Source organism: Pseudomonas sp. BNK-44-b (genome assembly GCF_047456245.1).
In the GTDB taxonomy this organism is placed as follows: Bacteria; Pseudomonadota; Gammaproteobacteria; order Pseudomonadales; family Pseudomonadaceae; genus Aquipseudomonas; species Aquipseudomonas machongensis.
In genome coordinates this window covers 1,894,553-1,921,468 of sequence record NZ_CP179908.1, presented here as the reverse complement: position 1 = coordinate 1,921,468, position 26,916 = coordinate 1,894,553, and the positions used below count along the sequence as shown (strand labels likewise).

The window sequence follows — 26,916 nt, the reverse complement described above, 5'->3', positions numbered from 1 at the left end:
GTACGAGTGGGGTATCGGGCGGGGCCCGGCTATCCCTACGAAACGGATACATCTTGCAAAAAGTTAGGTTTTTGGGGGTGTTTGGGGGCGCTGGGTGGTGCTCGAGGCGCGTGAATATCCGATTTGGGTAGCGACGCGGAGTCACCTTTTCGCCCTTACGGCGACCTACTTTTTTTCTTGGAAAAAAGTAGGCAAAAACCGCCTGCTCCCACATACGGCCCCTGCGCTGCGCTCCGGGGTTCCCTCGCGCCGGCGCCTTCCGGGCCTTCGCGGTCTCCGACTTGCTGCGCAAGTCTACTTCTCGCGACTTCGGCGGGACGCCGAAGGGCGCTGCGCGCCAGGGCCCTACAGACGCCTCTGCTCGGCCTCCTGAGGTCGCGATGAGTGGTGGCTGGGATATCGCGCGCTTAGAAGCAAGGGCAAGAGCAAGAGCGGGAGGGGTGGGGGATTGAAACATTTGCTTGCATTTGAGGCTTCAGGTTTTTGATTCTCATTCGTCCTATTAATTGCAGCCTTCAAGGTTGAGACGAAACTCGACCGCAATTTTCCTCAGAAGAACGACTGATGGCCCGACAAATTAAAAAATCCAAGTCCAAACTGTGGTTTCTGGTGCACAGTTGGCTTGCCCTGCCGATCTGGTTCTTTGTCCTGATCGTCTGCTTCACCGGGATGCTTGCGGTGGTCAGCCAGGAGATCGTCTGGCTGGCGAACCCCGACGTGCGTGCCAGCCAACCGGACGACAACGCCGAGCGGCTGAGCTTCCAGCAGGTCTTGAGCGCGTTGAACAAGGCCGAACCGGACATGGCGGTGCGCTTCATCAGCCAGCCGGATGGCTCGCACTTCGCCCTCGAAGCGGCAGTCACCTACCCCGACGGCACGTCGCCGACGCTCTACGTCAACCCCTACACCGGCGCCATTCAGGGCAAGACCCCCGACTTCAACTTCCAGGCCTTCACCCGCGCGCTGCACGGCTGGTGGCTGGTGCCGTTCACCAACGGCTATAGCTGGGGCTGGTACCTGGTGTCGTTGCTTGGCCTGCCGATGCTCGCTTCGCTGGTCACAGGGCTCGTGGTGTACAAGAAATTCTGGCGCGGGTTCTTCAAGCCGGTACGCACACAACACGGCTCGCGGATCTTCTGGGGTGACCTGCACCGCCTGGCCGGGGTGTGGTCGATCTGGTTCATCGCGATGATTTCGATCACCGGCACCTGGTTCCTGATCCAGGCCATTCTCGGCGACAACCACGTCACAATTTCCACCGAGCCGATCGTGCCGGTCATCGCTCGCGAACAGGTGCCACAGAGCCCCGACGGCAATCCGGTGCCGCGTATCGACCTGGACGAGGCCGCCCGCATCGCCCAGGAGGCCATCCCCGGCCTGGATATCAGCTTCATCACCCTGCCGGCCACCGCCTACAGTCATATCAGCATGGGCGGGCGTGGCTGGTACCCGTTGATGTTCCAGACCGCCGAGGTCAACCCGTACACCCGCAACGTCGACAGCCAGTTCCTGCTCGGCGACCGCTCGACCCTGGAGTTCGTCACCGAATCCATGCGCCCGCTGCACACCGGTGACTTCGGTGGCCTGCCGATCAAGCTGATCTGGTTCTTCTTCGGCCTGGTACTCACCCTGATGGTGCTCAGTGGCCTGCTGATCTGGACCAAGCGCACTGCCCAGGCGACCGCTGCGGCGCTCAAGCGCAGCGAGCGCCCGGCGCGCGTGCGCAGGCATGAAGACACCCCCGTGGAGGCCCAGCCATGAGCCAGACCCAGACTCAAACCGTGCCGCCCAGCGGCCTGAAGCAGTGGTGGCTGAAATGGCGCTTCCACTTCAACATCCTGCTGATCCTCATCCCGCTGGGCTTCATGCCCAAGTACTTCGCCGATGCCAGCCTGTTCCGCGGCGACAGCGGCCTGGGTGCCAACGTAGTCAAGGATATCCAGGTCGACCGCTGGCGCCTGGACCTGGCCGAGTTGCGTGACGAAGCGCCACGCGCCGACGGCCCGGCCGGGCACTTCAAGGTGTTCAACGCCGCGCTCTGCCAGACATGCACCGAGGGCGCGAAGGCCATCTACCTGCGCATCGGCAAGCCGCGCAACCTGCGCGCCGCAGGCTCGATCTTCTTCGGCTCGCCCTACCGCATGAGCACCTCGCTGCCGATCCCACCGCGCACCCGCCCAGACGCCGAGATCTGGATCACCATCGAAGGCTGGGACGGCAGCATGCACCAGGCATCCGTACCGCTGGCCAAGGCATCGCCGGCCACCGTCGCCTGGCTCGAGAAACAAGGAGGCAAATGATGAAACACCTGTTGCGCAGGCTTGCCCTGCCCCTGCTGACCTTCACCGCCCTGCCGGCATTGGCGCACAACCCGATGTGCGACTGCGTATCGGTGGCGGGCGATCAGATCACGTGCACCGGCGGCTTCTCCGACGGTAGCGGCGCGCCGGGCGTGACGCTGGATGTGATCGGCTACGACGAGCAAGTGCTGGTCGGCGGCAAGCTCGGCGACGACTCGACCCTCACCTTCAAGCGCCCCGACGGCGAGTTCTACGTGCTGTTCGACGCCGGCCCCGGCCACGTGGTGGAAGTCGACCATGCCGATATAGGCGCGCCATGAGCCGCGCCCAGGTCATCCGCCCGGCCGGCGCCGGGCATGAAACCCTCTATGTACTGCTGGCTGCGCTGCTGATCGCCGCCCTCGCCGCGACCGTGGTCGGCCTGCGCGGTGAACGGGTCGACGAACAGACCATCGCCAGCCACCAGATCGACGCTCGCCGTGACCTCAACGCCGCCGAACAGGGCGTCTACACCGACCTGCACGTGGCCACCGAGGAAATCCTCGCGCTGCGCCAGGAAAACGGCCAGGCGCCCGCTGTGCAGGCACTGGCCGATGATGCGCTGCCGCCCTTCGTCGACGACACCAGCAGTGCCAGCCGGGGCCGCCATCAGTGGCAGTGGCTGGCCAGTGGCGCCTACCTGGGCTCGAGCCAGGACGCCGACGTTGCCGGCAGCTTCCTGCTGATCCTGCCGCAGGCCGACACCGCACCGGCCCAGGTGTGGCTGCGCCGCGACCGCAGCACCCGGGCCCCCGACGATCTCGGCCAGGCCGCGCTGATCGCCGCCGGCTGGCAGGAAATCGTCAGCCACTACGACGCCGGGGTCACCCGCGAACACCGTCACTGAACCCAAGGACCGCGCCATGCTCCGCTCCGCCCTCGCCTTTCTCCTGGCCTGCCTGCTCCCGGCACTGGCCCTGGCCGACAGCGGCAAACCGCTGCGCATCGGCATCACCCTGCACCCCTACTACAGCTATGTGAGCAATATCGTCGGCGACAAGGCCGAAGTGGTGCCGCTGATTCCCGCAGGCTTCAACCCGCATGCCTATGAGCCGCGCGCCGAAGACATCAAGCGCATCGGCACCCTGGACGTGATCGTGCTCAACGGTATCGGCCACGACGACTTCGCCGATCGCATGATCGCCGCCAGCGAAAAACCCGACATCAAGACCATCGAGTCCAACCAGAACGTCCCGCTGCTGGCCGCCACCGGCATCGCCGCGCGCGGCGCTGGCAAGGTGGTCAACCCGCACACCTTCCTGTCGATCAGCGCCAGCATCGCCCAGGTCAACAACATTGCCCGCGAGCTGGGCAAGCTCGACCCGGACAACGCCAAGTTCTACACCCAGAACGCCCGCGCCTATGCCAAGCGCCTGCGCCTGCTGCGCGCCGAAGCCCTGGCCAAAGTCACCGAGGCACCGGGCGCGGAGTTTCGCGTGGCGACCATCCACGCCGCCTACGACTACCTGGTGCGCGACTTCGGCCTGGAGGTCACAGCAGTGGTCGAGCCGGCTCATGGCATCGAGCCGAGCCCGGCGCAGTTGAAGAAGACCATCGACCAGCTCAAGGCTCTGGATGTGAAGGTGATCTTCTCGGAAATGGACTTTCCCTCCGCCTACGTCGAAACCATCGAGCGCGAATCCGGGGTGAAGATCTATCCGCTGACCCACATCTCCTACGGCGAATACACCGCCGACAAGTACGAGGTGGAGATGAAGCGCAACCTCGAGACCGTGGTCAAGGCCATCCAGGAGAACCGCGCATGACCGCCGCGGCCAACCTGGTCAGCGCCCAAGGCCCGCGCATCGACTTCGCCGGCATCGACCTCACCCTTGGGCGCACGCGCATCCTCGAGCAGGTGAGCTTCAGCGTTGCCGCCGGCAGCGTGCATGCCATCGTCGGCCCCAACGGTGGCGGCAAGAGCTCGCTGATCAAGACCCTGCTCGGGCAGATGCCGCACCAGGGCCAGTTGACCCTGCACTGGCCCAGCCAACGCGAGGTGATCGGCTATGTGCCCCAGGCGCTGGAGTTCGACCGTGGCCTGCCGATGACCGTCGACGACTTCATGGCCGCCATGTGCCAGCAGCGCCCGGCGTTCCTCGGGCTGTCGCGCCGCGTGCGACCCGACATCGACGCCGCCCTGGCCAAGGTCGGCATGCTCGACAAGCGCAAGCGGCGCATGGGCGCGCTGTCCGGCGGCGAGCGCCAGCGTGTGCTGCTGGCCCAGGGGCTGATCCCGGAGCCGCAGCTGCTGGTGCTGGACGAACCCATGTCGGCGCTGGATGAAGCCGGTATCCAGGTGTTCGAGCAACTGCTGCACGGCTGGCGCCAGGCCGGCACCACGGTGCTGTGGATCGAGCACGACCTTGAAGCGGTACTGCGTCTGGCCGACCGCGTCACCGGGCTGAGCCGCAAGCTGCTGTTCGACGCCCCGCCCGCACAGGCCCTGACCCCGGAGCGCCTGCTCGGGCTGTTCTCCGTCCACCCGCGCAGCGAGAGCCTTGCCTGATGAGTTATGAAGCCTTCCGCCAACTGGTCCAGCAATGGGCCACCGCTGGCTACCTGCCCGAGGCCCTGGCCTATGGGTTCGTCATCAACGCCCTGATCGCCGGCCTGATGATCGGCCCGGTGCTGGGCGGGCTCGGCACCCTGGTCGTGGTCAAGCGCTTTGCCTTCTTCTCCGAGGCCGTCGGCCACGCCGCCCTCACGGGCGTGGCCATCGGCATCCTGCTCGGCGAGCCCTATACCGGGCCCTACGGCAGCCTGTTCGGCTACTGCCTGCTATTCGGCATCCTGCTGAACTTCCTGCGCAACCGCACGGGCCTTTCACCAGATACCCTGATCGGCGTGTTCCTCTCCGTCTCGCTGGCCCTGGGTGCCAGCCTGCTGCTGATGCTGGCCGGCAAGATCAACGTGCACATCCTCGAGAACGTGCTGTTCGGCTCGGTGCTCACCGTCAGCCCCCACGACCTGCTGGTACTCGGTATCGTCGCCGTACTGGTGCTGGCCCTGGCCCTGCCGCTGTACAACCGCATCATCCTCGCCAGCTTCAACCCACAGCTGGCGGCCGTACGCGGCGTGGCGGTGAAGACCCTCGACTATCTGTTCGTGGTGCTGGTGACCCTGGTGACCGTGGCCTCGGTGAAGGTGATCGGCGCCATCCTGGTCGGCGCGCTGCTGGTGATCCCCGCCGCCGCCGCGCGCCTGGTCAGCCAGTCGCTCAAGGGTTTCTTCTTGGCCTCGGTGCTGATCGCCACCCTCAGCACCTTGCTCGGCATCCTGCTGCCGATCGTCTTCGACCTGCCCGTGCCCTCCGGCGCTGCAATCATCCTGGTGGCCGGTGTGTGCTTCGCCCTCGCGGCACTCGCCCGCGCCCTCGTCCCCCGCCTGCAAGGAAACCCGGCATGAACCTCACGCTCAAACGCCTCACCCTGGCCCTGGTCCTGGCCGGCGCGCCCACCCTGACGCTGGCCGCACAGCCCGCCAGCAGCGCCGCAGCCACGCAAGTGCTGACCACCCTGCCGGTGACCCACAGCCTCGCTGTCGCGTTGCTCGACGGCACCTCGGTGCAGCTCAAGCGCGCGGCACCGGCCAACCTTCCAGCCAGCCGCCAGCCGTCGTACTTCGAGGGACGTGGTGGCGCGAGCCTGCAGAAGGATGCACGGCAGGCCACGGCGGTGATCGGCGTGCGCTCGATCTGGCATGACGACCCGCTCTATCCCATGGCGCGGCGCAGCAACATCCGCATCGTCGAGATCGATGCCGCACGCCCGGTCGATGGCGCCCTGCCTGGTATCGCGGTGGATGGCGACAATGCGTTCGCCAGCTATCCCTGGTTGAACCCGATCAACCTCGGACGCATGGCGGATGTGGTGGCCAACGACCTGGAGCGCCTGTCCCCCGCCGACAAGGACAAGATCCAGGCCAACCTGGCCGGGCTCAAGCGACAGATGCTCGAGCTGACGTCCAGCAGCCAGACGCGCCTGGCCGAGGCGGATAACCTCAGCGTGGTGAGCCTGTCGGAGCGGTTGGGGTATCTGGCCAGCGGGTTGAACCTGGATGTGGTGTCGCAGGCACTGCCGGCAGATGGCAAGTGGGACGAAGCGGCGCTGAAGGCGCTGGGAGAGACGCTCAAGACGCAGGATGTGGCGTTGGTGTTGCACCATCGTCAGCCTGAACCAGAGGTGCTCAAGGTGATCGAGGCGGCAGGCGCCAGGTGGGTGGTGGTCGACAGCGATCCGGAGGATACGGTGGCGGGGCTCAGGAACTCTGTCGACGCGGTGGTGGCCGTATTGGTCAAAGGGTGACGCAACGCCTGCTTTGACAGATCAGAGCATGGACCGGCGATCGCTTCGTACAAGCCAAGGCCGAGCACTGGCACCCGCTGCTCGGCCCGCAGTGGCATCTTCATGATGGCCGCCGGGCCAGGTTTATGTCCCGAGACGGCGCACACCCAAACTGGCGGCTGTACTCGCGGCTGAACTGCGACGGGCTTTCATAGCCGACCCGGTAACACGCGCTCGACACATCCAGCCCCTCCCCCAACATCAGCCGCCGAGCCTCCTGCAGGCGCAATTGCTTCTGGTACTGCAACGGGCTCATGGCGGTGACGGCCTTGAAACGGTGGTGCAAGGTCGAGCTCCCCAGGTTCGCGATCCGCGCCAGCTCTTCGATGCGCAGCGGCTGGGTGTAGTGGTTGTTCAACCAATCGATGGCCTTGCTCACGCGCCGGGTCTGCGAGTCGCCCATGGCCAGCTCGTACAGCCGACGCCCATGCACGCCTCGCAGCAGGCGGTAGTGCAGTTCGCGCAGCGCCAATGGCGCGAGCATGCCGATATCCCGTGGCGACTCCAGCAACCGCACCAGGCGCAACATGGTTTCCAGCAGCGACACATCGATCTGCTCGAGAAATAACCCGCGCTCGGGCTCATCCGGTACGCCCGCGGGCGGCGCATCGGCGATCACCTGGGCAAGCTCGGTCGGCTCGAAGTCCAGGCGAATGCACAGGTAAGGCGCCTGCGCGCTGGCCGTCAGCACCCGACCAGACACCGGTAGCGTCACCGATACCACCAGGTAGTTGAGGGGGTCGTACAGATAACGGTCCTCGCCCAGGCCCACCTCTTTCTGCCCCTGCACGATCAGGCACAGCGCCGGTTTGTGCACGGTATGGATGATGTCTGACGGCGCATCCATTCGAATCACGTGCAGCGGCGCGATGGCGGTTTCGTAAACGCCCGGAGCGGTAAAGCGCTCGGTCAGCAAGCGGACGAGTTCACCACGGTACAAGGCAGTGGTTTGCAGGAGAAAAGCATCGTTATGCGCCATTCAAGGGCTCTCGCATGTTGGAATTCGGCGTTGTATCACGGTCTTGGTGTGACGGCAGACCATGAGGGCTACCTGGCGGCGTCGTCAGGGCCAGGCACCCATTGTCCCCCGCGAAAAACACCTGCGTTAGGTCGAAACTGCCGTCGAGTTGCCTGATCCTTCCGTTCCGGCGCGCAGCAGCGGGGCTGTGCGGATCACCGACACGAATAGGCAAAGGTCGCGCAGGTTTCGGCACGCATCGTACCGCCTCTCAACCTTAGTCTTTTCTCCGTACCCAGCAGGAACGTCTGCTCTCCCTGCAGACGCCTGAACCTTCATGTACAGGAGATACGCACATGTCCAACATCAACGACAAAGTCGTGCTGATCACCGGCGCCAGCAGCGGCATCGGTGAAGCCGCCGCCAGGCTGATCGCTGCCAAGGGCGCTCAGGTGGTACTCGGCGCCCGCCGTATGGATCGCCTGCAACAGCTGGTGAGCGAAATCCGCGCCGAAGGCGGCTCGGCAAGCGCCCGCGCACTGGACGTGACCGACCTCGATTCCATGCACGCCTTCGTCGAGTTTGCCAAGGCGCAGCATGGCAAGGTCGATGTGATCATCAACAATGCCGGGGTAATGCCGCTGTCGCCACTGAGTTCGCTGAAGGTCGAGGAATGGAACCGGATGCTCGACGTCAACGTGCGCGGCGTACTGCACGGCATCGCCGCGGTGCTCCCGGGCATGGAAGCGCAGGGGCATGGTCAGGTCATCAACATCTCGTCGATCGGCGGGCTCTCGGTCTCCCCCACCGCCGCCGTGTATTGCGCGACCAAGTACGCCGTCCGGGCGATCTCTGATGGCCTTCGCCAGGAAACCGACAAGATCAGGGTGACGGTGGTGTGCCCTGGGGTGGTGGAATCGGAGCTGGCCGACACAATCACCGACGACACTGCCCGCGAGGCCATGAGGACGTTCCGGCGCGTGGCGCTGGAGGCCGATGCGATTGCACGGGCGCTGGTCTATGCCATCGAGCAGCCGGATGATGTCGATGTCAGTGAGCTCGTGGTGCGACCGACTGCCAGTCCTTATTGAGGACGCCTGAGCGAAGGGGTGTGGGTCGATGGGGTGGATGCAGAAAGCTGTTCATGAGGCGTCCGCCGCCGACTGTTACAGGCTATCGAGCCGATCTGCTCAGCGCTGCTGACTACACCGCTCAACCCGCCCCCTTCGCGGCTCCATGCTTGCGAGAAAAGCCTTGGTATCCCGGTTGGAGCGCAAGCACACCACCCGGCAGCCCACGGGTGCGCTCGCCGCAAGTTGCTCCATCTTCATTCGCGCCGAGCGTCTGGTCTGCCACATGAACGTGAAGAACGCCGGCAAGTTGGCCAGCCGCTCCGGGCAGTCGTGCGGCAGGTCCGGCCGGGACTGCCCGTGATAACGCAGCGCTCTGCTCAGCACCCGCCAGAATCGCAGCGACGCCGAACGATCGATCCAGATCAGAAGATCCGCACGAGCCAGTCGATTGCTCCAGGTGGTTGAATGGCCACCTTCGAATATCCAGCGATCACGCGCCTCGACCTCATGGCACAACCGTGTCTTCTCGTCTCGGCTTCGCTCGACCCAGCCTGGCTGCCAGTGAATGGTGTCGATGTGCACGACCGGCAGCCCCGTGCATTCGCCTAGTTTGCGCGCCAAGGTACTCTTCCCGGAGCCGGGTTGGCCGACAATCATGATCCGTTGCATCGAAGCTCCTTTTCGCCATGCCTGTTGAATGGGGCGCGCGATTCTTCGGAAATGTCCGGCAGCGTCAACCCAAGGAGCGGGCAAGCCAATCATTGCGTGTCATCTCCCATATCTCGACCTCAAACGGCCCGGAGACGAAATGCCCGTCGCGCCTGTCCACCAGGCGCATACCTTCATGCTCCGACACTTTTCGAGAGGCGTGATTGGCAACGGCCTTGGGCACCTGCATGACGGGGCGAGACAATGTCTCGAACCAATAGGCGTTGACCACCCGGCAGGCTTCGCGCATGTAGCCCTGCCCCCACCACTGCGGCGCAAGCCAGAAACCCCGGTTGTTCCCGGGTTGGTCGTACAGGCTGATGCTGCCGATGATGGGTTGCTCTGCGCCGCGCAGGCGGATCATCCAGTGCCATTCACGGCCCGCCGCCATGGCCGGTAACGCCATGTCACGCACGTAGACCAACGCGCCGTCTTGCGGATAGGGCCAGGGCACACGGCGATCGAGATAACGGACCACCTCCCACTGGGGAAACAACTGCTGGATCGCTGGCGCGTCTTCCAGTTGAAGGGGGGTGAGCACAAGGCGTTCTGTATACAGCGTCGCGAGGCAATCCATGGCGTTCGTTCCTGAGTACCGTTATGCCGGGGCCTTGATGGTCCGGGATTGAACCGCCGGTGTCGAGCGCAGATGGGATGAGTCAGCTCGACGCATTCATCGCGTCGTTGCAGGGGGCAGTGGCGCCGGTATCACTTGCACCTGTCCATGCTCCACCCCGCGCTCGACCATCAATTGACGCGACAACTCGCCGATACGCCCACTGGGGCCCTGAAGCACCGAAACCTCCAGGCAATGTCCTGCATCCAGGTGCACGTGCAGCGTCGAGCGGGTCAGGTCGTGGTGCGCGTGCAGCGTCTGGTTGAGGCGCTTGGGAAGCTCACGCGTGGTGTGGTCATACAGGTAGCTGACCACCGCCACGCAGGGGTCATCTTCCGGCAAGGCTTCGGCTTCGCGCAGGCCGTTGCGCAGCAGGTCGCGGATGGCCTCCGAACGCCCTTGATAGCCCTGCGTTTCAACCCGTCGATCGATCAGACCGAGCAGCTCTTCATCCAGAGTGATGGTGATCCGTTGCATTTTCACTTCCAGTAAGATGATTTTTTATAGACATCATACCCACCGCTCTTTAGCCTACGGCCTCCATCGAAGTGGGGGACGCAGTGTGAAGCAGCAGCTTGGCAAACGAAAGCCTGCCCTGTGGGGCATTGTTCTTCTCGCGATGAGCGCCTTCGCGCAGGCCGCCGCCCCCACGGCGCCGGGTCAGACACTGGTGTACTCCTGGCCGGTCAACGCCGGCCCCATTGACCCGCGCGGATATGCGCCGAATCAGATGTACGCCCAGGCCATGGTCTACGAACCGCTGGTGCGCTACACCCACGCCGGCACCGTCGAGCCGTGGCTGGCGACGGGCTGGAAAGTGTCCGAGGACGGCAAGACCTACACCTTCAGCTTGCGCGACGGCGTGCGTTTCAGCGACGGTACGCCGTTCGATGCCGCGGTCGCCAAGGCCAACCTGGATGCGGTCCTGGCCAACAGCCAACGCCACCGCTGGATGGAGCTGGTCAGCACCCTCGACCATGTCGAGGCCCCCGATCACCTGACCTTGCGCCTGGTGCTCAAGCACCCTTACTACCCGACGCTGATGGAGCTGGCCCAGGTCCGCCCGATGCGCTTCGGCGCCCCTGCAGCCAAGCCCGGCCAGCCAGTCGGGACCGGGCCCTGGATGCGGGTCGAGTCGCGCCTGGGCGAGTTCGACCGCTTCGTGCGCAACCCTTTCTACTGGGGGCCGCAACCGGCCTACGGCGAAGTCATGGTGAAGGTCATTCCCGACCCCAACAGCCGCGCCTTGGCCTTGCAGGCCGGTGAAATCGAGCTGATCCAGGGTGCCGCCGGCGAGATCAGCGCCGCCACCTTCGTGCGCCTGCGCGACCAAGGCTACGCCACTGCCCTGTCGGCGCCGTTGGCTACCCGCACGCTGGCCATGAACACCGGCCGTGGCGCCACGCGCGACCTGGCGGTGCGCCAGGCGATCAACGAGGCGGTGGACAAGCAGGCGATCATCGACAAGATCCTCTACGGCCTGGAACCGCGGGCTGACACCCTGTTCGCCAGCAACATGCCGTACTCGGACATCGGCCTGAAACCTTATCCATACGACCCTGCACAGGCCAGGCAGGCGCTGGAGTCCGCAGGCTGGACACTGGCCCCCGGTGCCAGCGTGCGCAGCAAGGGCGGTGAGCCGCTGTCGATCGAGCTGGTGTTCCTCGGCACCAGTGCCTTGCAGAAAAGCCTGGCTGAAGTCCTGCAGGGCGAGTTGGCCAAGGTCGGTATCCATGTCGAGTTGCGGGCCGTTGAAGAAGGCGCCCTGGTGCGGCGCCAGCGCGAGGGTGACTTTGACATGATCTTCGCCGACACCTGGGGCGCCCCGTATGATCCGCATTCGTTCGTCAGCTCCATGCGTTATGCCGGCCACGCCGACTACATGGCCCAGCGCGGGTTGGCGATGAAGGATGAACTGGACCGGCGCATCGGCCAGGTGCTGGCCAGCACCGACGAGCAACAACGCGCCGAGCAGTACCGCTTCATCCTGACCACCCTGCACGAGCAGGCGGTGTACTTGCCCATCTCCCACCTCACCGCCATCAGCGTGCACCGCGATTCGGTCGATCACGTCGAATTCGGCAGCACCTTGTTCGATGTGCCCTTCGAGGCCATGACCCCCAAGCAGGCCCACTGACATGCTGCGCTACATTCTGCTGCGCCTGGTATTGCTGGCCCCGGTGATGCTCGGTGTGTCGCTGCTGGTGTTCGTGTTGCTGCACCTGGGCAGCACGGACCCGGCCCTGGATTACTTGCGCCTGTCGCACATCCCTCCCACAGATGCAGCCATCGCCGAGGTGCGCCATGCCCTGGGCCTGGATCGGCCCTTGTATGAGCAGTACCTGAACTGGCTGTGGAAGGCGTTGCATCTGGATTTCGGTGTTTCCTACCTGACCGGCCGACCGGTACTGGACGACCTGTTGTACTACCTGCCGGCGACCCTTCAACTGGGCGGACTGGCGCTGGCCTGCACGTTGTTGCTGTCGATCCCGCTGGGGCTCATGGCCGCGCGCTGGCAGGGTCGCTGGCCCGACCATGCAGTCCGGGCGGTGACCTTCCTGGGCGTGTCGATGCCCAATTTCTGGCTGGCGTTCCTGTTGATTGCACTGTTCTCGCTGTCGCTGGGCTGGCTGCCGCCGCTCGGTCGAGGGGGCGCCGGGCACCTGGTGATGCCAGTACTGGCCATTGCCCTGATGTCGATGTCGATCAATGCTCGCCTGCTGCGCGCCAGCCTGCTCGAAGCCAGCGGCCAGCGCCATGTCACCTACGCCCGCGCCCGCGGCCTGCCCGAACGCCGGGTGTGGCGCGACCACGTGCTGCGCAACGCCTGGCTGCCGTTCGTCACCGCCACCGGCATGCACGTGGGCGAACTGATCGGCGGTGCACTGGTGATCGAGACCATCTTCGCCTGGCCCGGCGTGGGGCGCTTTGCCGTCTCGGCGGTGCTCAACCGCGATTTTCCGGTGATGCAGTGCTTCACCCTGCTGCTGACCGGCCTGTTGATGCTCTGCAACCTGGTCGTGGACGTGTGCTACGCCTGGCTCGACCCACGCAGCCGGCTGGAGGGCGCACGCGCATGAGTACGCTCTGGGCAATTCGTCGGCCGGCTGTGCCCGGCCATGCGGGGCTGGTCCTGGGCCTGGTGCTGGTTGGCCTGCTGGCGGTACTGGCCCTGTTCGGCCAATGGCTGACTCCGCACGACCCCGATCTGGTCGACCTCGGCCAGCGCCTCATGCCACCCGATGCCCGCCACTGGCTGGGCACCGATCACCTGGGCCGCGACCTGCTGTCGCGCTTGATCGTCGGTACCCGCCTGTCGCTGGGCAGCGTCATGCTGACCCTGGCCCTGGTACTGGCGCTCGGGCTCGCCGTGGGAGGCCTCGCGGGCTTTGTCGGCGGGCGCACCGACCTGCTGCTGATGCGCCTGTGCGACATGTTCATGACCTTTCCGACCCTGGTGCTGGCGTTCTTCTTCGTCACGCTGCTCGGTACCGGCCTGACCAACGTGATCATCGCCATCGCGTTGTCCCATTGGGCATGGTATGCGCGCATGGTGCGCGGCATGGTGATTGCCCAGCGTGGTCGTGAATACGTGCTGGCCTCGCGCCTGGCCGGTGCCTCGCGCAGCACCCGCCTGCGCCAGCACGTGCTGCCGAACATCGCAGGCCCCCTGCTGGTACTGGCGACCATGGACATCGGCCACATGATGCTGCACGTCTCGGGCCTGTCGTTTCTCGGCCTGGGTGTGGCACCGCCTACGGCCGAGTGGGGCGTGATGATCAACGATGCCAAGGAGTTCATCTGGAGCCACCCCCACCTGCTGCTGTTGCCGGGGCTGATGATCTTCTTCTCGGTGATGGCCTTCAACCTGCTGGGCGACGCGCTGCGCGACCGCCTCGACCCGACCCGGGAGCACCACTAGATGATGCCAGCGACCCTCGAAATCCAGGACCTGCGCATAGCGTCCCACGCCGGTTTGCTGGTGCATGGCGTCGACCTGCAGTTGCGCCGCGGCGAGATCTGCGCTCTGGTCGGGGCCAGTGGTTCGGGCAAATCCCTGAGTTGCCTGGGCATGCTCGACCTGTTGCCTGCGGGCCTTGTGCGCACCCAGGGCCAGTTGCTGCTCGACGGCCAACCGGTGAGCGCCGCCCAGGTGCGTGGCCGCCTGGCCGGCCTGGTGCTGCAGAACCCGCGCAGTGCCTTCAACCCGGTAAGCAGCATGGCCAGCCACGGGCTCGAAACCCTTCGCCAGCACGGTATCACCGGCGCCGCCGCACGCGAGCGCATGGCCGACTGCCTGGCGGCCGTGGGCCTGACGGATCACGCCCGCGTGCTGCAAGCGTTCGCCTTCCAGCTCAGCGGCGGCATGCTGCAGCGCATGATGATCGCCTTGGCGCTGATGGCCGAAACTCCGTTCCTGCTGGCCGACGAGCCCACCAGCGATCTCGACGCGGTAAGCCAGGCACGCTTTCTCGACGTGCTGATGGAGCTGGTTGGACGGCATGGCCTCGGGGTGCTGCTGGTGACCCATGACATGGGGGTGGTGGCGCGCTGCGCCGATCAGGTAGCGGTGATGGATGCCGGCCACATCGTCGAGCGCCAAGCCGTGCATGCACTGTTCGACCGCCCTGTCAGCGACACTGCTCGCACCTTGCTCAAAGCCCATCGAATCCTCTGCGGGAGCCAAGCATGAGCCTGCTGCATGTCCAGCAACTGAGCCATCGCTACCGCACCGGCAGCCTGCTGCGCAAACGCGGCTGGCTGCAGGTGCTCGATGGCATCGACCTGCAACTTCAAGCGGGCGAATCCATTGGTTTGCTGGGCTGCAGCGGCAGTGGCAAGAGCACCCTCGCCCGCCTGCTGCTCGGGCTCGAAACTCCGAGCCAGGGGCAGGTTACCTTCGCCGGGCAAGCGGTCAGCCAACTGCGCGGCGAACCGGCACGAGCCTTCCAGCGGACCGTGCAGTTGGTGTTCCAGGACGCGCCGGGGGCATTCAATCCACAGCGCAGCATCGGCTGGAGCATTGCCGAGCCACTGCGGCACCTGAGCGATCTGAGTGAGGCAGCCCAACGCCTACGGGCCATCGAGCTGCTGGAGCAGATGGGCCTGCACGCCGAGCATGCCGAACGCTTGCCACAGCAACTGAGCGGCGGCCAGCTACAGCGCGCCAACATCGCCCGGGCGCTGGCAATCTCGCCAAAGCTGGTGGTGCTCGACGAGGCGCTTTCGAACCTCGATCGCGTGCTGCAACTGCAACTGCTGCAACGGCTCGACGCACTGCGTCGCGACAACGGCACGGCCTTTCTGCTGATCAGCCATGACCTGAGCCTGGTGCGGTACTTCTGCCAGCGGGTTGTGGTGCTTGACGCAGGGCGCATCGTCGAAGATCGGGCCGTGGAGGGTGAACTGTCGTTCGAACACCCCGTGGGGCGCCAGTTGCAAGCCGCCGTACTGCCCGAGCGCCCGGCAAGGCGTGGCGCTCAGGTCAACAGGTCAACTGCGTGAGGCAGTGCGCCAGATGATCACGCGGATCAGCATCAGTTGCCTCAAGGGGTCATATCAGAACGCATACACCAGCGTGGCCGTTGCGCTGCGCGGCGTGCCATACCAGCCCCGCGAGCCGATCGCGGTGTAGTACTTCTCGTCGAACAGGTTATTGAGGTTCAAGGACAGGCTGGTCTGCGGAGTGAAGGCGTATTGCGCCATCGCGTCGACGATGCTGTAGGCGCCTTGGGTGAAGGTCTCGTTGTTGGGCCCGGCGTCCTTGTAGTACTCCATGCCCTGCCAGCGCACGCCCCCGCCAACCTTCAACTGCGGCAGCGACTGCAGGCGATAGCTGGTGAACAGCTTGAGGGTATCGCGCGGTACTTCGGTGAGCAGGCGATCGCCATCGGCGTTCTTGCTCACCGCGTAGGTGTAGCTCGCGGAGACTTGCCAGTCAGGCAGGATCTCCCCCGTCATTTCCATTTCGAAACCACGGGTCTTGGTACCGGACTCGGCGCGGTAAGCCTGGTTGCCATCCGGGGCAAGGTTGCTGCCGTCGGCCACGGCGAGATTATCCTGGTGCACTTCGAAAACGCTGAGCGCGGTGGTCAGGCGCTTGTCGAAGAACTCGCTCTTTATACCCAGCTCGTAGTTCACGCCTTCGAGCGGGTCGAGGTAGTTGCCGCCCACATCCTTGCTGTTCTGCGGCTTGAAGATGGTGGTGTAGCTGGCGTAGGCCGACCAGTTCTCGGCCAGGTCGTACACCAGCCCGATGTATGGCGTGACGACGCCGGTTTCGCTGCGCGAGGTCCGGCGGGTCGCCCCGCTCGAGAGGTTGGTGTTGGCTTCGTCACGTTTCCAGTCGATCACCCGCGCACCGGTAATCAGCGACAGGTCATCGGCCAGGCTCCAGCGCACCGAAGCCACCAGGCCATCCTGGGTTTCGTCCAGCGCATCGCGCGACGACTTGGTGTGGATGGCATCCGGAACCGCCAGCGAGCCGTCCCAGGTATGGATGTTGTCGATGGTCTGGAAAGACCAGAGCGGATAACCGTCATTGCGGTAATACGCCCGGTAATGACTGGCGCCCACATACGCCTGGTGCTCGCGCGACAGCAACTCGAAGGGGCCAGAGGCAGAGAGATCGAACGACGTCTGCCGGGGGTCCCCCGCCCAACGGCCGGTCCAGGTACTGATGCCGCTGCCGTCGGGGTTTACGGTGCCGTTGGCGGCGGTGGCGAAGGCGTCGTCATAGCTGCGGCGGCTGTGCTCGGCGTTCAGTTTCAGCTGCCAGCCGTTGTCCAACTGGTGCTCCAGGGTGGTGAACAGGGTTTTCGTGCGGCGCTTGTGATAGCTCCAGTCGGACGCCGAGTTGAACGAGCGCGAAGGCTTGAAGTGGCTGCCATCGCTATTGAACATCGGGAAGCCATGGTTGCCCGCGCCGTCGTTGTCCATCTCCTGGTATTCGGCGCCTACGGTCAGCATCGTGCTGTCGGTGACATCCCACTCCACCACGCCGTAGGCCACCTGGCGCTCCAGCGATTGGCGGTCGATATGGCTTTGGCTGTCGGTGGTCGACGCCACGAAGCGCCCACGGACATGGCCGCTTTCGGACAGCTTCCCGGAAACGTCCAGCTCGGTGCGATAGTTGTCCCAGGAACCGGCCTTGAGCGTCAGTTTGCGCTGGGTCTGCAGCGTCGGTTTCTTGCGAATCAGGTTGATGGTAGCGCCCGGATCACCGGTACCTGACATCAGCCCCGTGGCGCCGCGAACCACCTCGACGCGGTCGTAGCTCACCATATCGGCCAGGTCGTCACGAAAACCGTAGCTGTCAGGCCGATTGACGCCGTCGACCTGGTAGCTGCCCACCTGGAAACCACGGACATAAATGTTGTTGCCGTCACTACCGGCCGGCCCCATGCTGTCGACGACCACACCAGGGGTCTGTTCAAGCACCTGGGCAACGTCCGTCAGGTTCTGGTCTTCGATCCGCTGGCGGGTGACCACACTGATGGACTGGGGCGTCTCGCGTGCCGACAGGCGCAGGCCGGTCGCGGTGCTCGCCGAGCCCGTCGCATAGCTGCCAGTACCCTCGGTCGTGCTGCCCAGCCCCGTGGCATCGATGCTGGTGGCCCCCAGTTCCACCGTGCCTTCGGCTGGCGCCTTGCTCAGCACGTAGCGCTTCTCGCCCATCTGCTGGATCCGTAATCCGGTACCTTGCAGCAAGTGGGCGAAACCCTGCTCCAGCTCAAAGCTTCCGTGCAGCCCCGATGACCGCAGGCCATCCGCCTCTTCGTGGCTGAAGCTGATGGTCACGCCGCTGGCCGCGGCGAACTGGCTGATCGCAGCGGCCAGGCTGCCAGCGGGAATATCGTAGTGCTGTGGGGCAGCCCAGGCGGTCGAAGTCGCCAGTGCGGCGCTGCACAGGCTCAGCGCGAGGGTCGCCTGGCGAATGCTGCTGGCTAGCGAGGAACGGCGTGCGGACATGAGATTGGGGTTCCTGATCTGGTTGGCATGGGCGCGCCAGATGCGCGCTCCCTCAAGGGCCGAGCCAGCAAAAGAAATCTGTTACCCCGAGGCAAAAAAAATTCGGGCAACGCCTATGACCCGCTTACCCCAGCCCGGAGGGCTCCAGGCGCACCCAGTAGTCGGTCATGCGTCGGACGCGGATCGGCAAGGCGTCTTCCAGGCTGGCCAGCGCAACGTTGGTGTCATCGAGGTTGAAGGCGCCGGACAAGCGCAGCCCGGCGACCTCCTTCGAGCAGCCGAGATAACCAGGCCGGTAGCGGGCCAAGGCCTGCACCACATCACCCAAGCGCCAATCGACGCTGACCAGCATGCCCTGGACCCAGGCCTGGGCATCGGGCTCCATCGGTCGCAGCGGCCCGAAACTGTCGGCAGTGAAGCTCAGGCTGTAGCCGGTATCGATGCGCAGCCGTTGCGACATGCGCTTGGCTTGCACCTCCACGGCCTGGGTGGCCACCGTGACATGACTTACGCCAGCGTCCTGGCGCACGCTGAAGCGGGCGCCAAGGGCCAGGATGTCACCTTCGGCGGTGCACACGCTGAGCGGACGCGGATCCTGGGCAGTGTCCACCAGAATCTCGCCCTGGCGCAGTTGAATCAGGCGCTGCCCGGCGTCGAACACGACGTCCACCCGGCTGTCAGTGTTGAGGTCCAGCCGCGTACCGTCGGCAAGCGTCAATTGCCGCCGCTCCCCCACCCGAGTCCAGTAATCGGCACGCCAGGGCGAGACCCGATAGCCCTGCCACCCCACCGCCCCGACCCCGAGCAGCAGCGCCAGGGCCTTCACCGCGGAACGTCGATCCCAGCGTGCGGTCTGCAGCGTCTGCGCCGCACCACGAGGGGCGTTGCCCAGGCGGTACTGCAATTGCTCCAGGCGTGCCCAGGCTTCGGCATGACGGTTGTCGGCGGCGTACCAGGCTTGCCATTGGACGCGGGTAGCTTCATCGACGTCGCTGTCGTGCAGGCGCACATACCAGTTCACAGCATCGGCTAGAATGGCCTTCATGCGTCGTCGATCAGCAAGCAATGCATCAACCCACGGGCCAGGTGCTTGCGCACGGTGCTGACCGAAACACCCAGCCGGGTGGCGGCTTTTTCGTAGCTAAGGCCGTCAAGCTGTACGGCCAGGAAGATCGCCCGCGTGCGCTCGCCGAGACCATCGAGCATACGATCGATGGCCACCAATGTTTCCAGCACGGCAGCACGGGTTTCGGCGCTGGGCGCATAGTGCTCGGGCTGTTGCGCCAAGGCTTGGAGGTAGGCGCTTTCCAGGCTGCGACGCCGGTAGAGATCGATGACCAGGCCGCGAGCGATGGTCGCCAGATAATGCCGTGGCTCGTTGAGCATGCCTGCACTGCGCGCCAGCAACACCCGGATGAACGTGTCCTGGGCCAAGTCCGCAGCATCGGCGGCGTTATTCATGCGCTGACGCAACCAGCCGCGCAGCCAGCCGCTGTGCTCGCGGTACAGTGTTTCCAAACCCATGTGCGCCGCGCCGCCAGCTACAACGGTGGACATCACGCCCCTCCCCGAAAAAGATTATTAAATGCAAATAAGAACATGTCGCAAGTGTACTCAGTGAAGGGGCGATTGGGAATGCCGCGCTGGATGAGGTGAGCCGAGCGATCCATCGATCACACTGATGATTACTATCGAACGGCCTGCCTATAGGCCTTTCGGAACCCACTTCTATAATCGCCCTCCTATTTTCCCGCCTCCTGCGCCTGCTCCAGGCGACAACACTTGGAATCCGTACCATGCCAAGCGTCAATCAGGCCCCCGATGGCCTTCTTGAACATAACCAACAGAGCGTCAAACAGCAGTGGCTGGCGATTCTCTCGGTTGCCGTGGGCGCCTTCGCCCTGGTGACCAGTGAATTCCTCCCGGTAGGCGTTCTCAACGATGTGGCCAGCGACCTGGGCATCAGTGCCGGGCAAGCCGGCCTGATGGTCACCCTGCCCGGTATCATGGCCGCCCTCGCCGCTCCGCTGCTGTCGGTGGGCATCGGTGCCATGGACCGCCGCTACCTGCTGATCGGCCTGACGCTGATCATGATCATCGCCAACTCGGTGGTGGCCTATGCCAGCGACTTCAGCCTGCTGCTGTTCGGCCGCGTGCTGCTGGGTATCAGCATCGGTGGCTTCTGGGCCACGGCCATTGCCCTGAGCGGGCGCCTGGCGCCCAAGGGGGTGGGCGTGGCCCAGGCGACTTCGATCATCATGGTCGGGGTCACCCTGGCCACGGTGCTGGGCGTGCCGGTCGGCACCTGGCTCAGCGGCCTGATGGGCTGGCGCATGACCTTCCTGGTGACCGCCCTGCTGGGTGTGCCGGTGCTGCTCGCGCAGGTCTTCCTGCTGCCACGGCTCAATCCCGACAAGGCCATCCGCATCAGTGACTTGCCGGCGCTGTTCATCAATCCGCTGGCACGGGTCGGCCTGATCGCGGTCTTGCTGATTGGCCTGGCGCACTTTGCCGCGTACACCTATGTCGCACCGTTCTTCAAGCAAAGCTCGGGCTTCGACGGCGCAACCATCGGCTCGCTGTTGCTGCTCTACGGCGTAGCCGGCGTCATCGGCAACCTGTTCGCCGGCTTCGCCGCCAACCGCAGCGTGCGCTACACCCTGCTGCTGGTGGCCTTGCTGATCGGCATCAGCACCGCACTGTTCCCTTACTTCGCCACCGGCATGACTGGGGCGGTGATGCTGATCGCACTGTGGGGCTTTGCCTTCGGTGCCTTCCCGGCCTGTGCCAGCATCTGGATGTTCGTGGTCGCGCCCAAGGATGTCGAACGCGGCATGCCGCTGTTCGTGGCCATGTTCCAGGTGATCATCGCACTGGGCTCGTTCTTCGGTGGGCGGATCGTCGACCAACTGGGCAGCTCGGTGCTGCTGAGCCTGGCCACGGCGCTGGTCGGTTGCGGATTCGTCACCGTGCTGGTACTGGGGCGTAACGTCAGCAACAGCCTGGCAGCCCAGCCTGCCTGAGCCTTGCAGGGGCTGCGTTGCGGCCCCTGCAGCTTGCGTCGGTCAACGCGTCATGCAGCGCTGGTAGCGCTCGTCCACCCTCCCCGCAAACCACGCCGTGGTCAACTTGCGGGTGATCTTCGGGCTCTTGAGCACGATCCCCGGCAGCACCGCACGTGGCAGTGGTTTGCCCGCCTTGGCGTCAGCGAGGGCAAATACGCCGCGGTACAAGGCGCTGTCCTCGAGCGCCAGACTGTTCTCCAATTCCAGCTGGCTGCGAATCTGCGGATTGCGCAGCCCCAGCTTCACCCCAAGGCTGCGCGCCGCGCGCTCGGTCGTGCCTGGCAGGATCGCACCCGGTGCGATCAGGTCGCCGTCCAGGGCCAACGCTGCACCCGTCACGCTGTTCAGCGCCGCCTGGAATGCGGCGTTGCGGCTGGCGTACCAGCCTGCGTTGAAATCGGCGAAGCGGTACAGCGGCCGCTCATAATGGGCGGGATAGCCCAACAAGTGGGCGATGCCGAAGTACAGGCCGCCGCGACGGCTGAATACCTCCTGGCGAATCGTGCCCTGGCGCTGGTAGGGATAGTCCTTGGCATGGCGTTCGGCAAAGTCGATGCTGACCTGCATAGGCCCGCCGGTACGCACCGGGTTGAGCCCACCGAGCAACTTGTCGCCTAGCGGCAAGCCGGCGATGAAATCATCGAACAGGGCGCTGAGCTGCTTCTCGCTGCGTACCGCCAGCAGGCGCTGCTGGTAGCTCTGGCCGTTCGCCGAAGGCGTCGCCAGGGCGCCATCGACCAGCAGCCTGGGGATATGCAGACGCGCGGCGCGGCGGTCGATTTCCTCGCGGGCGATGGGGCCCAGGTTGGGCACCTGGGGGTCGGCGGTGAAGGTGGATTCCTGCTCGGTCACCGCCAGCACCGCGCACAGATTGCTGCGGCTGGGCGCGATGCCCTGGGCGGTGAACGCGACCTGGATGTCCTCGGCCCAGCCCTGGCGGTCCTTGACCGAGGCAGGCAGCAGGCGCATGAGCTGGGCGCGGACCTGGGCAGGGTCGACTTCGGGCGCCTCCTCGCGGCGCCCGGCACAGCCTTGCAGCAGGGCCAGCAGCATCAGCCCAGCGCCCAGCAGCCGCGGGTTCAGGATGGGTCACCGACGATGTAGGTCTTGCTGATATGGCGGAACAACGGGTGGCTGGCACTGCCCAGCAGTTCGAACAGCACCATCTCGCGGGTGACGATCTGCGCCCCGGCGTCGCGCATGCGCGCAAGGCCTGCCGCCTTGTTTGCCGGGGTGCGGCTGTCGCAGACGTCCTCGACCACGAACACCTGCTTGCCCAGGCCCAGCAGGCCAAGCACCGTCTGCAGCACGCAGACGTGGGTTTCCATGCCACAGACGATCACCTGCTCGCGCGCCAGCAGGCTGGCGGGCAGGCATTCGGCGGCCACGCAGGAAAAGTGCAGCTTTTCGACGATCTCGGCCCCTGTAGCGGCGGCCTTGAGTTCGGCCAGGGTCGGGCCCAGGCCCTTGGGGTACTGCTCGGAAATCACCGTGGGCAGCTCGAGTTCGGCGGTGGCGGCGAGCAACCCGCGGGCCCGCGCGCGGGTGCCCTCGGGGTCGCTCATGGCACCGATGAGGCGTTCCTGGATATCGACGACCAGCAGCGTGGCCTGGCGGGGATCGATCAGCATGGGGACAACCCTTGTCCTGTGGGAAAGCCCCCAGCCTCCCCCAGGCAAAGGCCTACGTCAATCATGCCGAAAGTCGATGAGGTTCCAGAGAGGCGGCCAGCAGGCTCAGCACCCGGTTTTCGTGCTCATGGATGAAGAAGTGCCCGCCGGGGAAGACCTCCAGCGAGAAATCGCCCAGGCTTTCGCGACGCCAGGCCAGCAGTTGCTCTTCGCTGGCGCGGTCGGCCTCGCCGCCCAAAACATGCAACGGGCAGTGCAACGGCGCGCGTTGGCGATAGTCGTAGCGGCCGCACATGAGGAAATCGGCGCGCAGAATCGGCAAGGTCAGGCCCATGAGCTCTTCGTTGGCCAGCACCTCCTCGGGGGTGCCCTGCAACTGGCGCAGCTCGTCGATCAGCTCGGCATCGGTCTTGGCTTCGCGCCAGCCCTTGCCGTCGTAGTCCTCACGTCGCGTCGGTGCCGCCGTGCCGCAGGCAAACAGTGCGACCGGCGCCTTGCAACCCAAGGCTTGCAGCTCGTGGGCCAGCTCGAAGGCGAGCAGCGCGCCCAGGCTGTGCCCGAGCAGCGCATAGGGCGTGCTCGCCGCCAGGCGTTGCTCGCTGGCCAGTTGCCGGGCCAGTGCCTGCATGTCGGTTTGCAGCGGCTCGCCCAGGCGCGCGCCGCGCCCGGGCAACTCCACCGGGCGCACCTGCAACCAGGCCGGCAGCTTGCGCCGCCAGCGGCTGTAGACCATGGCACTGGCGCCCGAGTACGGCAGGCATAGCAGGTTGAGTGCAGTCACGCCTCACTGCACCGCAGCTTCGGCCATCTTCTGGCGCAGGCTCAGGGGGCGCATGTCGGTCCACACTTCATCGATGTAGGCCAGGCAGTCTTTCTTCAGGCCACTCTTGCCTGCGGCGCGCCAGCCGTTGGGGATCGCCTTGTAGTCGGGCCAGATCGAGTACTGTTCCTCGTGATTGATCACAACCTGGAACACGATGTCGTCGCGGTCGAAAACGGAAGTCATTGCCTGTCTCCTTGGGGTGATGATGGCCCGGTCCGCCTGGACGCAGGGCAGCTCTCAGGAAAACGAAGGGAGACGGGGGAAAATTACGCTTTTTTCACGGATCGACATACAAGGACGTCGAGCGGCGGGCAGCGCTTGCGGACCATTGCGGACCGCAAGCGCGGTAGTGCGCGATGACGCGGCTACGGCATCACTGGCGGCACGTACTGCAAGGTGGTGCCCAGCGCCCAGAGCAGCACGAGCACCAGGGGCACGTGCACCAGCAGTTGCACGAAGGAGAAGCCGATCAGGTCACGCGCCTTCAGGCCCAGCACGCCCAGCAATGGCAGCATGTAGAAGGGGTTGATCAGGTTCGGCAGCGCCTCGGCGGCGTTGTAGATCTGCACCGCCCAGCCCAGGTGGTACTGCAGGTCGTTGGCCACCAGCATCACGTAGGGCGCTTCGATGATCCACTTGCCGCCGCCAGACGGAATGAAGAAGCCCAGCACCGCCGAATACACGCCCATCAGCAAGGCATAGGTGTCATGGGTGGCGATCTGGGTGAAGAACACCGAGATGTGGTGCGCCAGGGTCTGTGCGTCGGCGCCCTTGACCTGGGTGAGGATGGCGGCGATCGAGCCGTACAGCGGGAACTGGATCAGCACGCCGGTGGTGGTCGGCACCGCACGGGCCACGGCGTCGAGGAAGCTGCGCGGACGCCAGTGGAGCAAGGCGCCCAGCATGATGAACAGCAGGTTGTAGGTGTTCAGCCCGGAGATGGCGGTGATCGCAGGCTTGGTGGCGAACTCCTGGTACAGCCAGCCGGCCGCCAGGGCCACCAGCAGCAGGATCAGGATCGGGCTGTGCTCCAGCCACTCGCCGGGGCGGGTGCGCTGCGGCGCAGGTGGGGCGGTGAAGGTCGGATCGACACCACAGTCCTGGGCGCTGCGCGCACTGTTCGGTCCGGGCGCGGTGGCGTAGGCGACGACCAGCGAGACGATCACCAGCGCAGCCAGCATCACCCCGGACTGCCAGAGGAAGATGGTCTCGGTGAACGGAATGACGCCGGTGATCGACAGGATCGACGGCGGCAGGCTGGCCGGGTTGGCCTGCAACTGTGCAGCCGACGACGATAGGCCAAGCGCCCACACGGCACCCAGGCCCAGGTAGGCAGCAGCGCCCGCGGCGCGGTAGTCCATCTTCAGGTCCGTGCGACGGGCCAGGGCACGCACCAGCAGGCCGCCGAACACCAGCGAAAGGCCCCAGTTGAGCAAGGAGGCGAGCATCGAGATCAGCGCCACCCAGCACACCGCCGAGCGGCCGTTCTTGGGCAGGCGCGCGAGGCGGTCGATCAGGCGCGCAGCAGGCGGCGAGCTTGCGACCACATAGCCGCCAATGACCACGAAGGCCATCTGCATGGTGAACGGGATCAGGCTCCAGAAGCCGTCACCAAAGGCCTTGGCGGTGTCGGTGGGCTTGGCGCCCATGGCCAGGGCCCCCAGGCACACCAGCATCACGGCCAGGGCGGCGAACACCCAGGAGTCGGGGAACCAGCGTTCGGCCCAGTTGGAGCAGCGCAGGGCGAAGCGGGCGGAGCGGCTGTCTTGGATTTCAGCGGCCACGAGTGTTTTCCTTTTTTGGTCTTATTGGTGGATGTTGCTTGTTTATCAACGCAAAACCCCTGTAGGCGCGGGCTTGCCGTGGGAGCGGGCTTGCCCGCGAATACGTTGGTGAATGTACCGGCGCATTCGCGGGCAAGCCCGCCCCTACAACGAGCCCGCCCTTACAGGGGGGAGGTAAAGCAATAGCGTTAGAACGTCATCTCTTTCACATCGTCCGGCACGATCAGCTTGCCGGCGGTTTTCTCGACGATCTCCTGGACGCTCACCCCGGGCGCGGTCTCGCGCAGGATGAAGGCGCCGTTCTCGATCTCGAGGTAGGCAAGGTCGGTAAGCACCTTGCGGATGCAGCCAGCACCCGTCAGCGGCAGGCTGCAACGTGGCAGGAGCTTGGACTCGCCGTCCTTGGAGGCGTGGGTCATGGTGACGATGATGTTTTCAGCGCCGGCCACCAGGTCCATGGCGCCCCCCATGCCCTTGACCAGCTTGCCGGGGATCATCCAGGAGGCGATGTTGCCCTCCACGTCCACCTCGAAAGCGCCCAGCACCGTGAGGTCGACATGGCCGCCACGGATCATGGCGAAGGATTGCGCCGAATCGAAGATCGACGCGCCACGGCGGGCGGTCACGGTTTGCTTGCCGGCGTTGATCATGTCGGGGTCGAGGGTGCTCTCGGTGGGGAACTCGCCCATGCCGAGCAGGCCGTTCTCCGATTGCAGCATCACGTCCATGTCGGCGGGCACATAGTTGGCCACCAGGGTGGGGATGCCGATGCCGAGGTTGACGTAGTAGCCGTCCTTCAGTTCACGGGCGACGCGTTGAGCCATCTGTTCGCGGGTCAGTGCCATGGTCAGGATCTCTTTGTTGTTCTGTGGACGGCGCTCAGGCCTTGACGGTGCGCTTCTCGATGCGCTTCTCGAAGGTGCCGACGATGACCCGGTCGACGAAGATTCCCGGCGTGTGGATCTCGCTGGGCAGCAGCACGCCCGGCTCGACGATTTCCTCGACCTCGACCACGGTGATCTTGCCGGCGGTGGCGGCCAGCGGATTGAAGTTCTGGGCGGTGTTGCGGTACACCACGTTGCCGTAGTGGTCGGCCTTCCAGCCCTTGACGATGGCGAAGTCGCCGGTGATGGATTCTTCGAGGATGTACTTGCGGCCGTTGAACTCACGCACCTCTTTGCCTTCGGCGACCGGGGTGCCGTAGCCCGTGGCGGTGTAGAAGGCCGGGATACCAGCACCGCCGGCGCGCATCTTCTCGGCCAGGGTGCCTTGGGGGGTGAGTTCCACTTCCAGCTCGCCGCTGAGCAACTGGCGCTCGAACTCGGCGTTCTCGCCGACATAGGAGGCGACCATCTTGCGGATCTGCCGGTCTTCGAGCAGCACGCCCAGGCCGAAGCCGTCGACGCCGCAGTTGTTGGAGACCACCGTCAGGCCCTTGACCCCGCGGCGCTTGATCTCGGCGATGAGGTTCTCGGGGATGCCACACAGGCCGAAGCCGCCGGCCAGTACCGTCATGTCGTCGGTCAGGCCTTCGAGAGCCTGTTCATAGGTTGCTACGCGCTTGTCCAGTCCGGCCATGCTGATCCGCCTTTGTAGTTGTTT

At 65.1% G+C, this 26,916-nt stretch carries 29 protein-coding genes; 15 read left to right on the top strand and 14 right to left on the bottom strand.

The window, feature by feature from the left end; translation table 11 throughout:
- The first annotated feature begins 564 nt into the window (after window positions 1–564).
- Genes ACMGGG_RS08860 through ACMGGG_RS08825 form a run of 8 tightly spaced genes read left to right on the top strand, consistent with a single transcriptional unit; the run spans window position 565 to window position 6,646 of the window.
- Window positions 565–1,761, top strand: coding sequence for a PepSY-associated TM helix domain-containing protein (locus ACMGGG_RS08860; RefSeq protein ID WP_414155295.1), 1,197 nt, complete (start codon window positions 565–567; stop codon window positions 1,759–1,761).
- Complete coding sequence (locus tag ACMGGG_RS08855) at window positions 1,758–2,300, top strand: thiamine pyrophosphate-binding protein (RefSeq protein ID WP_414155294.1); 543 nt, start codon at window positions 1,758–1,760, stop codon at window positions 2,298–2,300. The genes ACMGGG_RS08860 and ACMGGG_RS08855 overlap by 4 nt, the downstream gene beginning before the upstream one ends.
- Entirely contained in the window at window positions 2,300–2,620 is a 321-nt protein-coding gene (locus ACMGGG_RS08850; RefSeq protein ID WP_054893234.1) for a hypothetical protein, read from the top strand. Before ACMGGG_RS08855 ends, ACMGGG_RS08850 begins: the two co-directional genes overlap by 1 nt.
- Window positions 2,617–3,186 (top strand): DUF6162 family protein, encoded by a 570-nt coding sequence (locus ACMGGG_RS08845; protein ID WP_063544435.1) that lies wholly within the window; start codon window positions 2,617–2,619, stop codon window positions 3,184–3,186. Before ACMGGG_RS08850 ends, ACMGGG_RS08845 begins: the two co-directional genes overlap by 4 nt.
- Window positions 3,187–3,202: 16 nt before the next feature.
- The gene (locus ACMGGG_RS08840; protein WP_414155293.1) at window positions 3,203–4,105 is read left to right on the top strand and encodes a metal ABC transporter substrate-binding protein; all 903 of its coding nucleotides are present in this window, start codon (window positions 3,203–3,205) and stop codon (window positions 4,103–4,105) included.
- Window positions 4,102–4,848, top strand: a complete 747-nt coding sequence (locus ACMGGG_RS08835) for a metal ABC transporter ATP-binding protein (RefSeq protein ID WP_063544434.1) — start codon at window positions 4,102–4,104, stop codon at window positions 4,846–4,848. Before ACMGGG_RS08840 ends, ACMGGG_RS08835 begins: the two co-directional genes overlap by 4 nt.
- Entirely contained in the window at window positions 4,848–5,747 is a 900-nt protein-coding gene (locus tag ACMGGG_RS08830) for a metal ABC transporter permease (RefSeq protein WP_414155292.1), read from the top strand. Before ACMGGG_RS08835 ends, ACMGGG_RS08830 begins: the two co-directional genes overlap by 1 nt.
- Window positions 5,744–6,646: a metal ABC transporter substrate-binding protein gene (locus ACMGGG_RS08825; RefSeq protein ID WP_054893229.1), complete on the top strand. Its 903-nt coding sequence runs from the start codon at window positions 5,744–5,746 to the stop codon at window positions 6,644–6,646. The genes ACMGGG_RS08830 and ACMGGG_RS08825 overlap by 4 nt, the downstream gene beginning before the upstream one ends.
- Before the next feature lie 100 nt (window positions 6,647–6,746).
- On the opposite strand, the gene ACMGGG_RS08820 is transcribed toward ACMGGG_RS08825, so the two are convergent.
- On the bottom strand, window positions 6,747–7,664 hold the full coding sequence (locus ACMGGG_RS08820) for an AraC family transcriptional regulator (protein ID WP_372821066.1): 918 nt from the start codon (window positions 7,662–7,664) through the stop codon (window positions 6,747–6,749).
- 335 nt (window positions 7,665–7,999) lie between these two features.
- On the opposite strand from ACMGGG_RS08820, the gene ACMGGG_RS08815 reads away from it, so the two are divergent.
- Entirely contained in the window at window positions 8,000–8,734 is a 735-nt protein-coding gene (locus ACMGGG_RS08815; protein WP_414155291.1) for an SDR family oxidoreductase, read from the top strand.
- 99 nt (window positions 8,735–8,833) lie between these two features.
- Here ACMGGG_RS08815 and ACMGGG_RS08810 read toward each other — a convergent pair whose 3' ends face one another.
- From ACMGGG_RS08810 to nikR, 3 genes are all read right to left on the bottom strand, one after another.
- Complete coding sequence (locus ACMGGG_RS08810) at window positions 8,834–9,385, bottom strand: AAA family ATPase (protein WP_414155290.1); 552 nt, start codon at window positions 9,383–9,385, stop codon at window positions 8,834–8,836.
- A 64-nt stretch (window positions 9,386–9,449) separates the two neighbouring features.
- The gene (locus ACMGGG_RS08805) at window positions 9,450–10,001 is read right to left on the bottom strand and encodes a GNAT family N-acetyltransferase (protein WP_372821068.1); all 552 of its coding nucleotides are present in this window, start codon (window positions 9,999–10,001) and stop codon (window positions 9,450–9,452) included.
- Window positions 10,002–10,097: 96 nt separating this feature from the next.
- A complete protein-coding gene (gene nikR / locus ACMGGG_RS08800) occupies window positions 10,098–10,517 on the bottom strand; it encodes a nickel-responsive transcriptional regulator NikR (protein ID WP_063544420.1) in 420 nt (139 codons plus the stop codon).
- A gap of 142 nt (window positions 10,518–10,659) precedes the next feature.
- Here nikR and nikA point away from each other — a divergent pair, with 142 nt between their 5' ends.
- From nikA to nikE, 5 genes are read left to right on the top strand one after another with little or no spacing between them, the layout of a single operon-like run.
- Window positions 10,660–12,177 carry a nickel ABC transporter substrate-binding protein gene (gene nikA / locus ACMGGG_RS08795; RefSeq protein ID WP_414155289.1) on the top strand — a complete coding sequence of 506 codons (1,518 nt, stop codon included), beginning with the start codon at window positions 10,660–10,662 and terminating at the stop codon, window positions 12,175–12,177.
- A gap of 1 nt (window position 12,178) precedes the next feature.
- A complete protein-coding gene (gene nikB / locus ACMGGG_RS08790; protein WP_054893222.1) occupies window positions 12,179–13,120 on the top strand; it encodes a nickel ABC transporter permease subunit NikB in 942 nt (313 codons plus the stop codon).
- A complete protein-coding gene (nikC, locus tag ACMGGG_RS08785) occupies window positions 13,117–13,962 on the top strand; it encodes a nickel ABC transporter permease subunit NikC (RefSeq protein ID WP_414155288.1) in 846 nt (281 codons plus the stop codon). Before nikB ends, nikC begins: the two co-directional genes overlap by 4 nt.
- Window positions 13,963–14,733 (top strand): nickel import ATP-binding protein NikD, encoded by a 771-nt coding sequence (gene nikD / locus ACMGGG_RS08780; protein WP_414155287.1) that lies wholly within the window; start codon window positions 13,963–13,965, stop codon window positions 14,731–14,733.
- Window positions 14,730–15,545 carry a nickel import ATP-binding protein NikE gene (gene nikE / locus ACMGGG_RS08775; protein WP_414155286.1) on the top strand — a complete coding sequence of 272 codons (816 nt, stop codon included), beginning with the start codon at window positions 14,730–14,732 and terminating at the stop codon, window positions 15,543–15,545. Before nikD ends, nikE begins: the two co-directional genes overlap by 4 nt.
- Window positions 15,546–15,599: 54 nt before the next feature.
- Here nikE and ACMGGG_RS08770 read toward each other — a convergent pair whose 3' ends face one another.
- The 3 genes from ACMGGG_RS08770 to ACMGGG_RS08760 form a co-directional block, all read right to left on the bottom strand.
- Window positions 15,600–18,011, bottom strand: coding sequence for a TonB-dependent siderophore receptor (locus ACMGGG_RS08770; protein ID WP_414155285.1), 2,412 nt, complete (start codon window positions 18,009–18,011; stop codon window positions 15,600–15,602).
- Window positions 18,012–18,135: 124 nt separating this feature from the next.
- Window positions 18,136–19,056 carry a FecR domain-containing protein gene (locus ACMGGG_RS08765; RefSeq protein ID WP_414155284.1) on the bottom strand — a complete coding sequence of 307 codons (921 nt, stop codon included), beginning with the start codon at window positions 19,054–19,056 and terminating at the stop codon, window positions 18,136–18,138.
- Window positions 19,053–19,568: a sigma-70 family RNA polymerase sigma factor gene (locus ACMGGG_RS08760; RefSeq protein WP_414155283.1), complete on the bottom strand. Its 516-nt coding sequence runs from the start codon at window positions 19,566–19,568 to the stop codon at window positions 19,053–19,055. Before ACMGGG_RS08760 ends, ACMGGG_RS08765 begins: the two co-directional genes overlap by 4 nt.
- Before the next feature lie 239 nt (window positions 19,569–19,807).
- On the opposite strand from ACMGGG_RS08760, the gene ACMGGG_RS08755 reads away from it, so the two are divergent.
- Window positions 19,808–21,034 (top strand): MFS transporter, encoded by a 1,227-nt coding sequence (locus ACMGGG_RS08755; protein ID WP_063544401.1) that lies wholly within the window; start codon window positions 19,808–19,810, stop codon window positions 21,032–21,034.
- Window positions 21,035–21,076: 42 nt separating this feature from the next.
- On the opposite strand, the gene ACMGGG_RS08750 is transcribed toward ACMGGG_RS08755, so the two are convergent.
- The 7 genes from ACMGGG_RS08750 to ACMGGG_RS08720 form a co-directional block, all read right to left on the bottom strand.
- Window positions 21,077–22,129 carry a DUF1615 domain-containing protein gene (locus ACMGGG_RS08750; protein ID WP_414155282.1) on the bottom strand — a complete coding sequence of 351 codons (1,053 nt, stop codon included), beginning with the start codon at window positions 22,127–22,129 and terminating at the stop codon, window positions 21,077–21,079.
- Between the two features lie 26 nt (window positions 22,130–22,155).
- Window positions 22,156–22,707, bottom strand: a complete 552-nt coding sequence (locus ACMGGG_RS08745) for a hydrolase (RefSeq protein ID WP_054893213.1) — start codon at window positions 22,705–22,707, stop codon at window positions 22,156–22,158.
- A gap of 61 nt (window positions 22,708–22,768) precedes the next feature.
- On the bottom strand, window positions 22,769–23,488 hold the full coding sequence (locus ACMGGG_RS08740; protein ID WP_414155281.1) for a thioesterase II family protein: 720 nt from the start codon (window positions 23,486–23,488) through the stop codon (window positions 22,769–22,771).
- Between the two features lie 3 nt (window positions 23,489–23,491).
- On the bottom strand, window positions 23,492–23,713 hold the full coding sequence (locus ACMGGG_RS08735; RefSeq protein ID WP_054893211.1) for an MbtH family protein: 222 nt from the start codon (window positions 23,711–23,713) through the stop codon (window positions 23,492–23,494).
- Window positions 23,714–23,895: 182 nt separating this feature from the next.
- Complete coding sequence (locus ACMGGG_RS08730) at window positions 23,896–25,314, bottom strand: short-chain fatty acid transporter (RefSeq protein WP_054893210.1); 1,419 nt, start codon at window positions 25,312–25,314, stop codon at window positions 23,896–23,898.
- A gap of 188 nt (window positions 25,315–25,502) precedes the next feature.
- Window positions 25,503–26,159, bottom strand: a complete 657-nt coding sequence (locus tag ACMGGG_RS08725) for a CoA transferase subunit B (protein WP_054893209.1) — start codon at window positions 26,157–26,159, stop codon at window positions 25,503–25,505.
- A 34-nt stretch (window positions 26,160–26,193) separates the two neighbouring features.
- Window positions 26,194–26,892: a CoA transferase subunit A gene (locus ACMGGG_RS08720; RefSeq protein WP_054893208.1), complete on the bottom strand. Its 699-nt coding sequence runs from the start codon at window positions 26,890–26,892 to the stop codon at window positions 26,194–26,196.
- Between the last annotated feature and the right edge of the window lie 24 nt (window positions 26,893–26,916).

Excerpts from the sequence above, each read along its gene's own strand:
- ACMGGG_RS08820 (WP_372821066.1), bottom strand. The coding sequence starts at position 7,664 with ATGGCGCATAACGATGCTTTTCTCCTGCAAACCACTGCCTTGTACCGT.
- ACMGGG_RS08830 (WP_414155292.1), top strand. The coding sequence starts at position 4,848 with ATGAGTTATGAAGCCTTCCGCCAACTGGTCCAGCAATGGGCCACCGCT.
- ACMGGG_RS08855 (WP_414155294.1), top strand. The coding sequence starts at position 1,758 with ATGAGCCAGACCCAGACTCAAACCGTGCCGCCCAGCGGCCTGAAGCAG.
- ACMGGG_RS08760 (WP_414155283.1), bottom strand. The coding sequence starts at position 19,568 with ATGTCCACCGTTGTAGCTGGCGGCGCGGCGCACATGGGTTTGGAAACA.
- ACMGGG_RS08735 (WP_054893211.1), bottom strand. The coding sequence starts at position 23,713 with ATGACTTCCGTTTTCGACCGCGACGACATCGTGTTCCAGGTTGTGATC.
- nikB (WP_054893222.1), top strand. The coding sequence starts at position 12,179 with ATGCTGCGCTACATTCTGCTGCGCCTGGTATTGCTGGCCCCGGTGATG.
- ACMGGG_RS08850 (WP_054893234.1), top strand. The coding sequence starts at position 2,300 with ATGAAACACCTGTTGCGCAGGCTTGCCCTGCCCCTGCTGACCTTCACC.
- ACMGGG_RS08815 (WP_414155291.1), top strand. The coding sequence starts at position 8,000 with ATGTCCAACATCAACGACAAAGTCGTGCTGATCACCGGCGCCAGCAGC.
- nikE (WP_414155286.1), top strand. The coding sequence starts at position 14,730 with ATGAGCCTGCTGCATGTCCAGCAACTGAGCCATCGCTACCGCACCGGC.
- ACMGGG_RS08860 (WP_414155295.1), top strand. The coding sequence starts at position 565 with ATGGCCCGACAAATTAAAAAATCCAAGTCCAAACTGTGGTTTCTGGTG.
- ACMGGG_RS08845 (WP_063544435.1), top strand. The coding sequence starts at position 2,617 with ATGAGCCGCGCCCAGGTCATCCGCCCGGCCGGCGCCGGGCATGAAACC.
- nikD (WP_414155287.1), top strand. The coding sequence starts at position 13,963 with ATGATGCCAGCGACCCTCGAAATCCAGGACCTGCGCATAGCGTCCCAC.
- ACMGGG_RS08770 (WP_414155285.1), bottom strand. The coding sequence starts at position 18,011 with ATGTCCGCACGCCGTTCCTCGCTAGCCAGCAGCATTCGCCAGGCGACC.
- ACMGGG_RS08745 (WP_054893213.1), bottom strand. The coding sequence starts at position 22,707 with ATGCTGATCGATCCCCGCCAGGCCACGCTGCTGGTCGTCGATATCCAG.
- ACMGGG_RS08750 (WP_414155282.1), bottom strand. The coding sequence starts at position 22,129 with ATGCTGCTGGCCCTGCTGCAAGGCTGTGCCGGGCGCCGCGAGGAGGCG.
- ACMGGG_RS08725 (WP_054893209.1), bottom strand. The coding sequence starts at position 26,159 with ATGGCACTGACCCGCGAACAGATGGCTCAACGCGTCGCCCGTGAACTG.
- ACMGGG_RS08805 (WP_372821068.1), bottom strand. The coding sequence starts at position 10,001 with ATGGATTGCCTCGCGACGCTGTATACAGAACGCCTTGTGCTCACCCCC.
- ACMGGG_RS08825 (WP_054893229.1), top strand. The coding sequence starts at position 5,744 with ATGAACCTCACGCTCAAACGCCTCACCCTGGCCCTGGTCCTGGCCGGC.
- ACMGGG_RS08840 (WP_414155293.1), top strand. The coding sequence starts at position 3,203 with ATGCTCCGCTCCGCCCTCGCCTTTCTCCTGGCCTGCCTGCTCCCGGCA.
- ACMGGG_RS08720 (WP_054893208.1), bottom strand. The coding sequence starts at position 26,892 with ATGGCCGGACTGGACAAGCGCGTAGCAACCTATGAACAGGCTCTCGAA.
- ACMGGG_RS08755 (WP_063544401.1), top strand. The coding sequence starts at position 19,808 with ATGCCAAGCGTCAATCAGGCCCCCGATGGCCTTCTTGAACATAACCAA.
- nikC (WP_414155288.1), top strand. The coding sequence starts at position 13,117 with ATGAGTACGCTCTGGGCAATTCGTCGGCCGGCTGTGCCCGGCCATGCG.
- ACMGGG_RS08810 (WP_414155290.1), bottom strand. The coding sequence starts at position 9,385 with ATGCAACGGATCATGATTGTCGGCCAACCCGGCTCCGGGAAGAGTACC.
- ACMGGG_RS08765 (WP_414155284.1), bottom strand. The coding sequence starts at position 19,056 with ATGAAGGCCATTCTAGCCGATGCTGTGAACTGGTATGTGCGCCTGCAC.
- nikA (WP_414155289.1), top strand. The coding sequence starts at position 10,660 with ATGAGCGCCTTCGCGCAGGCCGCCGCCCCCACGGCGCCGGGTCAGACA.
- nikR (WP_063544420.1), bottom strand. The coding sequence starts at position 10,517 with ATGCAACGGATCACCATCACTCTGGATGAAGAGCTGCTCGGTCTGATC.
- ACMGGG_RS08835 (WP_063544434.1), top strand. The coding sequence starts at position 4,102 with ATGACCGCCGCGGCCAACCTGGTCAGCGCCCAAGGCCCGCGCATCGAC.